This window comes from Pantoea rwandensis (assembly GCF_000759475.1).
In the GTDB taxonomy this organism is placed as follows: Bacteria; Pseudomonadota; Gammaproteobacteria; order Enterobacterales; family Enterobacteriaceae; genus Pantoea; species Pantoea rwandensis_B.
This window is the reverse complement of sequence record NZ_CP009454.1, coordinates 2,437,566-2,451,427: the sequence shown is the minus strand read 5'-3', so window position 1 is coordinate 2,451,427 and position 13,862 is coordinate 2,437,566. Positions and strand designations below refer to the sequence as shown.

The following is a 13,862-nucleotide window of genomic DNA, read 5'->3' as shown; positions in this document are numbered from 1 at the left end:
GACTGAGCCGGCGTTAACCTGGAGAGAAAGGCAGCTTACTGCCCTTCTCGCTTCGCCTCTTCACGCAATTCGCGGCGCAAAATTTTGCCCACGTTGGTCTTCGGCAGCTCATCTCTAAACTCAATAATCTTCGGCACTTTGTAGCCGGTGAGCTGACGGCGGCAATGATCCAGCACTTCTTCTTTCGTCAGTGACGGATCCTTTTTAACGATGCACACTTTCACCGCTTCGCCGGAAAGGTCGCTGGGCACACCGATTGCGGCGGCTTCGCGCACTTTCGGATGCTGCATCAGCACATCTTCGATTTCGTTAGGATACACGTTAAAGCCTGACACCAGAATCATGTCCTTCTTCCGATCGACGATGCGAATAAAACCTTCGCCATCAACGGTAACAACATCACCGGTGTGCAGCCAGCCATTTTTCAACACTTCTTCGGTGGCATCCGGTCGCTGCCAGTAACCCACCATCACCTGTGGACCACGAATACAGAGTTCGCCCGGTTCGCCTGGCGCCACATCGTTATCTTCGTCATCGACGATACGCACATCCGTGGAGGGTACAGGAAGACCGATGCTGCCGGTGTGGCAAGTGATGTCATACGGATTGACCGATACCAGCGGTGAACACTCGGTCAAACCATAACCTTCGAGCAGATAATGCCCGGTGAGTTTTTCCCAGCGCTCAGCCACGGCCTTTTGCACGGCCATGCCGCCGCCAGCAGAGAGACGCAGCGTAGAGAAATCGAGCTTATTAAAGTTTTCGTCGTTTAGCAGCGCGTTAAACAGCGTATTGACGCCGGTAATGGCGGTGAACGGGAATTTGCTCAGCTCTTTGACAAAACCGGGGATATCACGCGGATTGGTGATCAGCAGGTTGGCACCGCCGAGATCGAGAAACAGCAGGCCGTTTACCGTTAACGCAAAAATATGGTAGAGCGGCAGAGCCGTGACCACCTGCTCTTTGCCCGCACGCAGCAGTTTGCCATAGGTGGCTTTGGTCTGCTCCAGGTTAGCCTGCATGTTGCCGTGAGTCAGCATCGCGCCCTTGGCGACGCCGGTGGTGCCGCCGGTGTATTGCAGGAATGCCAGGTCGCTGTTCGTCAGTGTCGGACGCTGGTAAGTCATCTGCGCACCCTGCTGCAATGCGCTGCGGAATGGCACCGCACCTGGCAGATGGTATTTCGGCACCAGCTTCTTAACATACTTAACCACGAAATTAACCAGCGTGGCTTTGATCGGGGCAAGTTGGTCACCCATGCGCGTCAGCATCACGTGCTTGATTGGCGTTTCCGCGACGACTTTTTCCAGCGTGTGCGCAAAGTTAGACACAATGACAATCGCACTGGCACCGCTGTCATTCAGCTGATGTTTGAGCTCACGCGGCGTGTACAGCGGGTTAACGTTGACCACCACCATACCCGCACGCAATACGCCAAACAGCGCCACCGGATACTGCAGCAAGTTTGGCATCATCAGCGCCACGCGGTCGCCCTGCTTCAGGCCCAACCCCTGTTGCAGCCAGGCCGCAAAGTCACGACTTTGCTTATCCAGCTGACGATAGGTCATCGGCTGACCCATATTAATAAACGCCGTTTGATCGGCGTACTGCAATGCTGCGTGCTCGAAAAGTTCGACCAAAGAGGTATAACGGTCCGCATTAATCTCCGCAGGAACATCTGCCGGATAGCGTTTAAGCCAAACCTTATTCAAAGAATCACCCCGATATTCTTGTTGCGTAGCCATCGCCGCCTCTGCAATCAGTGTTGTTAACAATATTTTAACTGATTGTACCAGTTTGCCTGTTTCGGCATTTTCAGGTTGCGAAGCGCATCACTAAATTTCGCGCATCGGTTGCGCGCCCAATAAAAAAGCCCGGTCGCGAGCACCGCGACCGGGCCGTCAAATAATGAAGATGAATTATTCGGTCAGGATAGTTTCCACCTGCGCGGGACCGGTATTCATGTTCATCCCCCAATAAGGATTTGGCCCCCAATAACCCGGATGACGACGCGTTGGCCCATACCAGATCCAGGGATCGATAGGCTGCGGAGGCGTCATCACCTGCTGAGTCAGGTGCCAGCGCTGATAGCCGCGCACATCCACCACCACGAAGTTGTAGCTGGCTTTCCCAATCTCACCTTTTTCGGTGCCTTTAATGTTGCCCAACACCGTAATGTATTGATTGTTCAGATCCACCGGATCAACGAAACCGCGAATATCGGCAAAAATGCGTCCTACTGATGCAGAGCCTAAACGTGGCCGCGCACTGTCATCCAGCGGTTGGGTGGCAATTTCCAGGCGTGTGAGACCGGTCAGGTTAGTGACTTTCACCACTTTACCGCCAAAACGGGACTCCTGGCCGACATACAGCTGCGGCGCATTCATCACGCGTAATAAATCTTGCTGTGGAAGTTGAGAACTCCCTTTAATGGAATCTGGTACCGAAACGCAGCCGCTGAGCAACAGCGCACAAGCTAACAAAGCGCCAGACATCCCTTTACGACTTATTGGCATAGCACTTCTCCTGTTATTTCTCAGTTAGACTGGGCGCTTACGGAATAGTTGCGTCACACTCATCGGCCCGGCAACTTTTTCCATGCCACTTCGTTACGCAGGTACACTGGCTCAGCATTTTCCACTGCGACAACCTCATCGCGCTGCCATGCACTCAGTGCCAGCGGCAGCATATCCTCGGCTGCCGGCAGCGTCACCTCCGTGGTCACTAAGGTTGCGCCGGTCGAGCTTAACAGATGCGGATAAGCTGCCCAGCCGGTGCCCACCGTTGCCCATTCGCCGCTTAACTGGGCGATGCGTGCCTGTGCATCTTCGGGTTTCAGTACGGCTTCCGAGTCCGCACCTTGCCATTCACCGTTAGCATCACGCTGATATTCGGCCCAGTAAACTTCGCCCATGCGCGCGTCAATAGCGGCCAGCACGCGCTCAACGCCAGTTAAGCGCCATGCGCCCTGAGCCATAGTCGCGAGAGAAGATACGCCGATCATCGGCAAGTTCGCACCCAGCGCCAGCCCTTGCGCGATACCAATGCCAATGCGCACGCCAGTAAAACTGCCTGGCCCACGGCCAAACGCCAGCGCATCGAGGGCCGTCAGCGCCAGCTGCTGCGCCTGCAACAGCTCTTGTACCAGCGGTAAGATGCGTTGGGTGTGATCGCGCGGGGCGATTTCAAAGCGGGCATCGATCTGCTGCTGATTGAGCAGCGCGGCAGAACAGGCTTCTGTCGCCGTGTCCAGAGCTAAAATTCGGGCGGACATAACAACCTCTGAAAGTCAAAATGGCGCGCATCTTAACACAGCCTGGTACAAATTAGTGCTTCTCTGGCTGGCGGACGAAGGCGATGGCGCGCTGCAAATCGCGGGTGCGCGGCGTGGGTGGCAGACTGTTGAGGAACAACCCGCCGTACGGACGCGACACCAGACGCTGATCGCAAATCACCAGCACACCCCGGTCTTCCGTGTCGCGGATTAAACGGCCGACACCCTGCTTCAGGGTGATCACGGCATCCGGCAGTTGCACATCATTAAAGGGATCGCCGCCGCGCAGCCGGCAGTCTTCCATTCGCGCTTTAAGCAGCGGATCTTCCGGCGAAGTAAACGGCAGCTTATCGATAATCACCAGCGACAGTGCATCCCCGCGCACATCGACGCCTTCCCAGAAACTGCTGGTCGCCACCAGTAAGGCGTTACCGGCTTCAAGGAACTGCTTCAGCAGTTGGCCTTTGCTGGTTTCTCCCTGCAGCAACACGGGTATGGTCATCGAGGCACGAAATTCGGCGGCCAGTTCGCGCATCATCTTGTGGGAAGTACAGAGGAAGAAGCAGCGTCCTTTATTGGCATCGATCAGCGGTTTCATCATCCGTGCCAGCTGACGGGCACCGCCGGGTTGATTCGGCTCCGGCATATTGCGTGGCACACACAACAGCGCCTGCTGCGTGTAATCGAAGGGACTGTCGAGAATCATGGTGGTGGCTTTATCCACCCCTAAACGACTGGAAAAATGACTCATCTGCTCATTCACCGCAAGGGTCGCGGAGGTGAATACCCAGGCGGCTTTACGGTTGTCCATCACTTCACGAAAACGCTCTGCCACCGATAGCGGCGTTAACGCCAGCGTAAAGTGGCGGCTGCTGCACTCATACCAGTAGCTGAAACCCGGTTCATCAATGGCACGCAGGCGTTTCAGACGGGTGCGATACAGTGCCGCGCGCTCGAATGCCGCGTCCAATAACGCGGAACGTCCCAGCGACAATTTGATGACGTCGTAGCAAAGTTCCAGCGCATCATCCAGCAAGGTCAGCATACGCATGATGTTGTTGTCGCTCAGCAGGTCACGCAGATTGCCGCGAAAACCCGGCTCGCCCAGTGTTAAGCGGAAATCCTGCGCGCACTGTGCCAGACGGTCGGCTGATTTCTGCAACTGCTGCACGTCGCGCACTTCAGTGCGATAGGCAATAATGATGTCTTTGGCGAGATCCTGCAGTTGGCGGCTCGAAAGTTGCTGACCAAAGTATTGACTGGCGATATCGGGTAACTGATGCGCTTCATCGAAGATCATCACATCCGCTTCTGGGATCAGTTCGCCAAAGCCGCCCTCTTTGACCACCAGATCGGCAAGGAACAGATGATGGTTCACCACCACCACATCGGCATCCATGGCTTTCTTACGCGCTTTCACCACGAAGCAATCTTTGTAGAGCGGGCAGTCGCTGCCCAGGCAATTATCATTGGTGCTGGTGACAAACGGCCAGATCGGGCTGTCTTCGGCGACGCCGGAACAGTTGCTGACGTCACCATCCGAAGTTTGATTTGACCAGCTGCGCACGTTAATCAAATCCCCGAGCGCCTGTACTGTCAGATCGCCACCGGTTTGATTTTGCTGCTCCAGACGTTCGAGGCATAAATAGTTGGAACGTCCCTTCAGCAGAGCGGTTTTACCGCTGAACTTCAGGGCACGAGCGATGGTGGGCAAATCGCGGTTATACAGCTGATCCTGCAAAGCTTTGGAACCGGTTGAGATAATGACCTTTTTTTTCGCACGCAGTGCGGGCGCCAGATAGGCGTAGGTTTTACCGGTCCCGGTGCCGGCTTCGACCACCAGCTCACCGCCTTTCTTCACCGCTTCCATGACCGCTTGCGCCATTTCACGCTGCGCGGCACGCGGTTTGAAACCTGGAATAGCCTGCGCCAGCGCGCCATCAGCTGCAAAATCGTCTGCCACACATCCTCACCGATTGGTCAAAAACACTGTAATTATGTCAGGATTCCCCTGAGGCGACCACAACAGATGACAGCGCCCTACTGGATATGGCAGGCTAGCGCAGCGAAATTACAGGAGAACACCATGACCATTACGCGTATTGATCCCGCACCCCGCATGTCAGAAGCCGTTGTGCATAACCAGACCGTCTATTACACCAGCGTGCCAGAAAATCTGGATGCAGATGCCGAAGCGCAAACCGCCAACGCGCTGGCGGTGATTGACGCGATTCTGACTCGTGTCGGATCAGACAAAAGTAAGATCCTTGATGCCACAATTTTCCTGGTCGATAAAGCCGATTTCCCTGCCATGAATCGTGCATGGGATGAGTGGGTTTCACCTGACAACGCGCCGGTACGTTGCACCGTGCAAGCCGACTTGATGAATCCAAAATACAAAGTGGAAATCAAAATCATCGCTGCGCTGTAACCCTTTCGGGCGTTATTCGTCTTCTTCGTCGTCTTCGAACATCGCCCGAATCGATTCACCCTGATAGCTCTGACGGATCTCGTGCGCCACCTGCGCAATCGCCTGACCACTCGCCATGCCACCTGCCATCAATTCCTGGATACGTTCCACAGCTTGCTGCTGCTGTTCATGAGATAAAGCCGGAAGACCTGTAAACATTATTTGCTCCTGGTGCAAAAGGGAACGCATTATTCCACGCGGAACAAACAGGTGCCAGCAACAAAAAAATGTGCCAGGCTACGCGCCTGCTTGTTGGATTAATTAGCCCGATGATCGTAAAAACCCTTAACCTGAAGTATACGCCGGATGCGCTGTTGCACCGTTTTTCTGCGCTTGCTCATCGTCCCTGGGCGATGTTGCTCACCTCTGGCCATGCCGACCATGCCGATAATCGTTTTGACATTTTAACGGCGGATCCCCGTGCCACGCTCACCACGCGCGGTGAGATGACGGAAATCGACTGTGATGGCAAGGTGATACTCTCCGCCGACGATCCACTGCACCTGGTGCAGCAACAGTGCGAAATGCTGGGCGCGACACCCCTGTTTGATGCTGATCTGCCTTTCCAGGGCGGCGCGCTGGGTTTGTTTGGCTACGATCTGGGACGCCGCTTTGAAACCTTACCGCAGCGCGCGGAGCAGGATTTGGCGACGCCGGATATGGCAGTCGGCATCTACGATTGGGCTTTGATCGCGGATCATCATCAGCAAAAACTCACCCTGATTTCACTCACCGATGCCGGGCAACGCTGGCAGTGGCTGCAGGCGCAGGCGATTCCGCAGCCTAAAGGGTTTTCACTGACCAGCGACTGGCAGTCAAACCTCAGTTTTGATGAGTACGCTGCGCGTTTTGCCCAGGTTCAGCACTACATTCAAGCCGGTGATTGTTATCAGGTGAACCTGGCTCAACGCTTTCAGGCTCGCTATCATGGCGACGAGTGGCTGGCCTTTTTACGACTCAACCGCGACAACCGCGCGCCCTTCAGTGCGTTTATTCGCTTGCCTAAGAGCGTCATTCTTAGCTTGTCGCCGGAACGATTTCTCTCCCTACAGCAGCAGGAGATTGAAACCCGCCCGATCAAAGGCACTTTGCCACGCTTAGCCGATCCAGAAGCCGATCGCGCACAGGCAGAGAAACTGGCCCATGCGGAAAAAGATCGCGCCGAGAACCTGATGATTGTCGATTTGCTGCGCAATGACATTGGCCGCGTGGCTGAACCCGGCAGCGTCAGCGTCCCTGAGCTGTTTGTGGTGGAACCTTTCCCGGCGGTGCATCATCTGGTGAGCACCGTGCGCGCGCGACTACCTCAACATCTCGGCGCAACCGATCTCCTGCGCGCCTGTTTCCCCGGCGGCTCCATTACCGGTGCACCGAAAATACGCGCTATGGAGATTATTGAGGAACTGGAACCGCAGCGCCGCAACGCCTGGTGCGGCAGCATCGGTTACATCAGCTTGTGTGGTCGCATGGATACCAGCATCACCATCCGCACGTTAATCGCTGAAAATCAGCATCTTTATTGTGCGGCAGGTGGTGGCCTGGTGGCGGATAGCGATGTGGAGCTGGAATATCAGGAGACCTTCCACAAGGTCAATCGTATTTTGCCCAGCCTGAGCGGCGAGGTGTAAATGAGCCTAACGCTTGACCAGTTCCTGAACCGCTTTGTCATGCAACCCCCTGTGAGTGCGCCTAAAAGCGTTATCAGCGGGCGGCGGGCGGCGGTGCTGGTGCCCGTAATAGACGGTGTTGAACCCGGGTTACTGTTGACGCGTCGCTCATCACATTTACGCAAGCATGCCGGTCAGGTAGCGTTCCCGGGCGGGATGCAGGATGCAACGGATAATTCGCTCATTCATACCGCACTGCGTGAAGCCGAAGAAGAAGTCGGCATTCAACCCGCCATGGTCAACGTTGTGGGGGTGTTACCGCCGGTCACCAGCAGCACCGGTTTTGCCGTCACGCCGGTGGTCGGCATCATTCCCGCTGGCCTGTCCCTTGATATTAATCCTGACGAAGTGGAAAGCACCTTTGCGATGCCACTGGCAGAAGCCCTGCGTCTCAGCCGCTACAGTGGACTCACCTTGCGCCGAGGTCATCGTCAGCATCAGGTGTGGTTGTCCTGGTATGAGGATTATTTTATCTGGGGCATGACCGCCGGTATTATTCGCGCACTCAGTCAGCAAATCGCCCTTCCCTGAGTTCCACACTGCGTGTTACTTCCGCCATAAACTCGATCCACTTCACAACAGCTGAATGGGATAACTATTTCTGTGCATTATAATTAGTTTATTTCATGCGAAAAGCTGCTCGCTCAGTCACGCGGGCGATTACTATTAGCCGCATAAACGGCCTCAGCCGTGCAGAATAAGATTTGTGAGGAGTGTCACCGGTGATTAGTGTTTTTGACATGTTCAAAGTGGGCATTGGCCCATCCAGTTCACATACCGTAGGTCCGATGAAAGCGGGCAAGCAGTTTGTTGATCTGCTGGCCGAACAGGGCAAGCTGCAGGACGTGACGCGTATTGCCGTCGACGTTTATGGCTCGCTGTCGCTCACAGGTAAAGGTCACCATACCGATATCGCCATCATTATGGGACTGGCTGGGTTTGAGCCTGCCACGGTAGATATCGATAGCATTCCCGCCTTTATTAAAGATGTAGAACAGCGCGAGCGCCTGCTGCTGGCCAAGGGTGCGCGTGAAGTCGATTTCCCACGCGAAGGCGGCATGGTGTTCCGCAGTGAAAATCTGTCGTTGCATGAAAACGGCATGACGGTTTTCGCCTTCGCCGGCGATCTGTTGATCCTGACCAAGACTTACTACTCCATCGGCGGCGGTTTTATCGTTGATGAAGAGCATTTCGGCCAATCCGTGTTGGATGAGGTATCCGTGCCGTATGCGTTCAACTCTGCCAAAGAGTTGTTGAGCCACTGCCATGAAAGCGGTTTGTCACTTTCCGGTTTGGTGATGAAGAATGAACTGGCGTTGCACAGTCGTGAAGACATTTATGCCTATTTCGGCAACGTGTGGCAAACCATGCAGGCCTGTATCGATCGCGGCTTAAATACGGAAGGCGTATTGCCTGGTCCACTGCGGGTGCCGCGCCGTGCAGCCTCGTTGCGTCGTTTGCTGGTGTCCTCCTCCAAACACTCCAACGATCCGATGAACGTGATTGATTGGATTAACATGTTTGCCCTGGCGGTGAATGAAGAAAATGCCGCCGGTGGACGTGTGGTGACCGCGCCAACCAACGGCGCCTGCGGTATCGTGCCTGCAGTGCTGGCTTACTACGATCACTTTATTGAGACCGTGACGCCAGACATCTTCATCCGTTACTTCCTGGCTTCGGGTGCCATTGGCGTGCTGTATAAAATGAACGCCTCGATTTCCGGTGCCGAAGTGGGCTGCCAGGGCGAAGTCGGTGTGGCTTGTTCGATGGCTGCCGCTGGCCTGGCGGAACTGCTTGGCGCCAGCCCGGAGCAAGTGTGTGTCGCTGCTGAAATCGGCATGGAACATAATCTGGGATTGACCTGTGATCCGGTGGCAGGCCAGGTGCAGGTGCCGTGCATCGAACGTAATGCCATCGCCTCAGTCAAAGCCATCAATGCCGCGCGCATGGCGTTGCGCCGTACCAGTGAGCCGCGAGTTTCGCTGGATAAGGTGATCGAAACCATGTACGAAACCGGTAAAGATATGAATGCCAAATACCGTGAAACCTCTCGCGGTGGTCTGGCGATCAAAGTGCAATGTGATTAACGAGACATGCTGAAAAAGTAATCAATTGAATTATTTTCTGCATCTCACGCTACCTCCTGGTGAGTAAACCAGATACATTAATTTGCGCGCGGCCCTTAGTGGCCGCGCTGTTTTTTAGTGCCGCTTTTTTTCTCTGCGCTGCGCTAAACCTGGCCGCCTCCATGCCGATAACCTACACGTTAATTTGGCTTCAATTTTTGTTTTGCAAGGTGGTTACTGATGCTCATTCCCCAGCAATTTGTTGGTCAATTTCGCCGTAAGCGTTTGCTTATTGCGTTGGTGATCGCGGCGCTGGTTCTGATTCTCACGCTGACTTTTCGTTATATCGAAGAGAAATCACGTATTGAGCAGCAGTCACTGAATTTTGCCAGCCGCGCCATTGAGCGCTTTGACCGTATGTTCTCCCCGCTGGATGTGTCCGCCAACAACACGCTTGGGCTGGTTGGCGTACCTTGCGCACAAGTTCGCTATCCGTTGATCGAAAAGATTTCTTCATTGCAGACCGTGCGCACCATTCTACTGGTGCAGGACGACAGCATTTACTGCTCCAGCATTTACGGTCCGCGCAATATTTCGTTTAGTCAGACCTATCCGGAACTGGCAATTAACAATCAGCGCATGATGCTGACCACGGATAACTACCTGCTGAAAGGTTCACCGGTCTTGCTGCTGTGGACGCCCAAATCGCTGGATAATCGCGATGGGCTGCTACAGGTTATCAATGTGGAATTGATGACGAATTATTTGCTGGAGCCGCAGTTACCCTGGGTCGAACGGGCCATTTTTAATGTCGGCGGACAGAGTCTGGAATATGGTAATCCGCTGATTGAAGAGACAGAGCCATCGGAAGATGAAGTGGCTTTCGATCAGGCTTCACTGCGTTACCCCTACAGCATTACCTTGTATGGCCCTTCTCCGGCACGTCTGGCGTTGCATACGCTGCCTTCCCAATTGCCGCTCGCGGTGTTGCTGAGCTTGCTGATGGGTTATATCGTTTGGTTAGCCACCGCGAACCGCATGAGCCTCAGTTGGCAAATCAGTTATGGCATTACCGCGAATGAATTTATGGTGTACTGTCAGCCGCTGATCAATGCCAAAAGTGGTGAGTGCGATGGCATGGAGTTACTGCTGCGATGGCATAATGCGCGTCAGGGCTGGATTGCGCCGGATGTGTTTATCCCGCTAGCTGAGCGTCAGAACCTGATAGCACCACTGACGCGCTTTGTGTTAGCCAAAGTGGTTAATGAGTTGCCCAACCTGCCACAATGTTCCTCTTTCCATATTGCGATTAACGTTGCCGCCAGCCATTTCCGCGATCGTGCGATTGTCGAGGACCTGCAAAGCATCTGGTGGCCCGCTAACCCGCTGCCAGAGCTGGTGGTCGAGTTGACTGAGCGTGATGCCTTGCCGGTGATCGATCAATCTGTGGTATCGCAGCTTCATGAGATCGGCGTACGTCTGGCGATCGACGATTTCGGCACTGGCCACAGTTCCCTCGCCTACCTGAAAGATCTGAAGCCAGACGTGCTGAAAATTGACAAGATTTTCACTGCGGCCATCGGCACCGATGCGATTAACGCCACGGTAACCGATATGGTGATTTCGCTGGCGCAGCGTTTGAACATTGCCTTAGTGGCTGAGGGCGTGGAAACCGCTGAGCAGGCACACTATCTGCGTGAACGCGGCGTGGATCATTTACAGGGCTATTATTACGCCCGTCCAATGCCAATCGAAGATTTCCCTGTGTGGCTGGAACAGCATCAGGCGCATCTTAGGGCCTGATGTTAGGCTGGATTGCAGTGTCTGACGTTGGGTTGGACTGCTGTATCTGATGTTGGGCTGGATTGCTGTGTCTGATGTGAGTTCGATTGCTGCGTCTGAGGGTGCGTTCGATGGCTGTACCTGAGGGTGCGTTCGATGACTGTGTCTGAGGGTGCGTTCGATGGCTGTACCTGAGGGTGCGTTCGATGGCTGTGTCTTAGGGCGCGTTCGATGGCTGTGTCTGAGGGTGCGTTCGATGGCTGTACCTGAGGGTGCGTTCGATGGCTGTGTCTGATGGTGCGTTCCAGCCGGTAAAGGGGGATGTTCCGTAAAGACGGCGTGAATACATCCCTGTAGCCTCGGACGCCGCATCCCTGCGGCGTACGCTTTACTCCTCATCCCCCTTTACCGGCTTCATGTGGCATTTTTGCGGTCTGCACAATGTTGAACCTGGAATGGATCAATCGCGTTATGCGTTTAACATACTCGTCCATTACCTACTCCTCAGTGTGAGTGTGAAAGGTGTCAGCGTCATTCATTGCGAAACATAGGAATAAAAAAGGCCGACATCATGGATGTCGGCCTTTTCGATGACAATTAACTTAGCGCTTACGCCTCATGCTCTTCATCTTCATGCGGCTTATCTTTGGTGACGCGCACCAGGTCGATACGATAATCGGTAGCCTCAATGATTTGGAAGTGCAGCGGCGGCAGGTCGATGATCTCACCAGGCTGCGGCAGTTGGCCTTTCTGGGCAATCAACAGACCCGCCAGCGAGGCATGATCCTCTTCCCTGTCAACCAGTTCATGGTGGTCAAGCAACTGCTGCAGTGAATGCAGATCGGTACCGCCCTTCACTAACCAGCCATCACCATCCGCGATAATATCAGGCGTTTCATCTTCATCCGGGAACTCACCGGCAATCGCTTCCAGCACATCCAGTGGGGTAATCAAACCTTGCACCACACCAAATTCGTTGGTGACGATGACAAAGCTGCCTTTAGCGCGGCGCAGCACGCCCAGCAGATTGATCGGATCCAACGTTTCAGGCACCACTATCGCCGGAGTGGTAGCAGCAAACGTCGCCACGTCCATACCATGCTCAAGCGCCACCAGCAGTTCTTTGGCACGTACCACACCGATGATCTCATCCAACTCACCTCGGCACACCGGGAACAAACTGTGCGGCGTGTCGAGCAGCTGAATACGAATTTCATCCACTGGACGTTCGGCATCTACCCATGAAATGTTTCCGCGTGGCGTCATGATGCTGCGAATTGAGCGCTGTGACAGCGTCAACACGCCGTTGATCATATAACGCTCTTCGTCTTTAAATGCTTCCTGTGGCATCGCCTGCGTCAGCGAAGCTTCTTCTGTGGTGGCCGGCTGATGACGCTGGCGGCCCCCCATCAGGCGCAAGATCGCTTCGGCGGTGCGTTCACGCATCGGCCGATGTTCCTGGTGGCGAATAAAGTTACGGCGCGCAATTTGGTTGAACAGCTCAATAACAATCGAGAAGCCAATTGCAGCGTACAGATAGCCTTTCGGAATGTGGAAACCAAAGCCTTCCGCTACCAATGACAAACCAATCATCAGCAGGAAGCTTAAGCAAAGCACCACGACCGTCGGATGGGCATTGACGAAATTGGTCAACGGCTTCGAAGCCAACAGCATCACACCCATGGCGATCACCACGGCCGTCATCATCACCGGCAGATGGTTCACCATGCCCACCGCAGTAATCACCGCATCCAGCGAGAATACCGCGTCCAGCACCACAATCTGGATCACCACGGCCCAGAAGCTGGCATAACCTTTGTTGCCCTGATGTTCCATGCCGCGGTTTTCCAGCCGCTCATGCAGTTCCATGGTTCCTTTGAATAACAGGAACAAACCACCGAACAACAGAATTAAATCTCGCCCGGAAAAACTGAAATCGCCTACGCTGAATAGGGGTCGCGTCAATGTCACGATCCAGGAAATCAGCGACAGCAGGCCTAATCGCATCACCAGGGCAAGGGATAAACCAATCAGACGCGCTTTATCACGCTGTTTCGGTGGCAACTTGTCGGCAAGGATAGCGATGAACACCAGGTTGTCGATGCCGAGAACGATCTCCAGCACGATCAGCGTTAGCAAACCCGCCCAAATTGAGGGGTCGAAGAGAAATTCCATCAATGACTCCTTACAGCACAGAGGGGCGAACGAGATTGAGCCTGCGCTGTGAAGCGAGACGAGAGATCGTTAGCAAATGAGGTCACGCTGAAGAGCGTTGTAGTGTGCGCCAGAAAGCGCTGAGAACATGTTGAGCGACGTCGGTGACGGTCCATATAGGTGAGCTGAAGCCCGATACTCCTGAATATTAAACAGAACGCTAATGTATCAGTTACATCAACAACGTCAAAAAATTTTATTACATTTACAAACAACTGCACAAACGCAGGAATAGTGAACATAAATGCAATTTTGCAGCGTTACGCTCGAAATAGCTGACAAACATCACATAAATTATTTTTTCGCACACTAAAATAAATCGCGACCTTACTGCTGTGCAGCGGACAGTTTCGGAATATTTATTGATGCGACTCTTCATCTTAGACCCA

General features: G+C 54.1%; 11 protein-coding genes. 5 read left to right on the top strand and 6 right to left on the bottom strand.

Annotated features, from left to right (window positions below; genetic code table 11):
• Positions 1 to 35 precede the first annotated feature (35 nt).
• From fadD to LH22_RS11170, 4 genes are all read right to left on the bottom strand, one after another.
• Positions 36 to 1,712, bottom strand: a complete 1,677-nt coding sequence (gene fadD, locus LH22_RS11185; protein WP_156102817.1) for a long-chain-fatty-acid--CoA ligase FadD — start codon at positions 1,710 to 1,712, stop codon at positions 36 to 38.
• 207 nt (positions 1,713 to 1,919) lie between these two features.
• Positions 1,920 to 2,516, bottom strand: a complete 597-nt coding sequence (locus LH22_RS11180; RefSeq protein WP_038646597.1) for a Slp family lipoprotein — start codon at positions 2,514 to 2,516, stop codon at positions 1,920 to 1,922.
• A 59-nt stretch (positions 2,517 to 2,575) separates the two neighbouring features.
• A complete protein-coding gene (gene tsaB / locus LH22_RS11175; RefSeq protein WP_038646595.1) occupies positions 2,576 to 3,274 on the bottom strand; it encodes a tRNA (adenosine(37)-N6)-threonylcarbamoyltransferase complex dimerization subunit type 1 TsaB in 699 nt (232 codons plus the stop codon).
• A 52-nt stretch (positions 3,275 to 3,326) separates the two neighbouring features.
• Positions 3,327 to 5,237, bottom strand: a complete 1,911-nt coding sequence (locus tag LH22_RS11170) for an ATP-dependent DNA helicase (RefSeq protein ID WP_038646593.1) — start codon at positions 5,235 to 5,237, stop codon at positions 3,327 to 3,329.
• Between the two features lie 123 nt (positions 5,238 to 5,360).
• On the opposite strand from LH22_RS11170, the gene LH22_RS11165 reads away from it, so the two are divergent.
• Complete coding sequence (locus tag LH22_RS11165; RefSeq protein WP_038646591.1) at positions 5,361 to 5,705, top strand: RidA family protein; 345 nt, start codon at positions 5,361 to 5,363, stop codon at positions 5,703 to 5,705.
• A 12-nt stretch (positions 5,706 to 5,717) separates the two neighbouring features.
• Here the strand turns inward: LH22_RS11165 and LH22_RS11160 are convergent, their stop codons facing one another.
• Entirely contained in the window at positions 5,718 to 5,903 is a 186-nt protein-coding gene (locus LH22_RS11160) for a YoaH family protein (RefSeq protein WP_034828730.1), read from the bottom strand.
• Between the two features lie 110 nt (positions 5,904 to 6,013).
• Between LH22_RS11160 and pabB the strand changes: the two genes are divergently transcribed.
• The 4 genes from pabB (at position 6,014) to LH22_RS11140 (ending at position 11,280) form a co-directional block, all read left to right on the top strand.
• Positions 6,014 to 7,372 (top strand): aminodeoxychorismate synthase component 1, encoded by a 1,359-nt coding sequence (gene pabB, locus LH22_RS11155; protein ID WP_038650062.1) that lies wholly within the window; start codon positions 6,014 to 6,016, stop codon positions 7,370 to 7,372.
• Positions 7,373 to 7,942 (top strand): CoA pyrophosphatase, encoded by a 570-nt coding sequence (locus LH22_RS11150; RefSeq protein WP_038646589.1) that lies wholly within the window; start codon positions 7,373 to 7,375, stop codon positions 7,940 to 7,942.
• Between the two features lie 191 nt (positions 7,943 to 8,133).
• Positions 8,134 to 9,498 (top strand): L-serine ammonia-lyase, encoded by a 1,365-nt coding sequence (locus LH22_RS11145; protein WP_038646587.1) that lies wholly within the window; start codon positions 8,134 to 8,136, stop codon positions 9,496 to 9,498.
• 219 nt (positions 9,499 to 9,717) lie between these two features.
• Positions 9,718 to 11,280 (top strand): EAL domain-containing protein, encoded by a 1,563-nt coding sequence (locus tag LH22_RS11140; protein ID WP_038646585.1) that lies wholly within the window; start codon positions 9,718 to 9,720, stop codon positions 11,278 to 11,280.
• Positions 11,281 to 11,868: 588 nt separating this feature from the next.
• On the opposite strand, the gene LH22_RS11135 is transcribed toward LH22_RS11140, so the two are convergent.
• Complete coding sequence (locus LH22_RS11135) at positions 11,869 to 13,434, bottom strand: TerC family protein (protein WP_038646583.1); 1,566 nt, start codon at positions 13,432 to 13,434, stop codon at positions 11,869 to 11,871.
• Positions 13,435 to 13,862 lie beyond the last annotated feature (428 nt).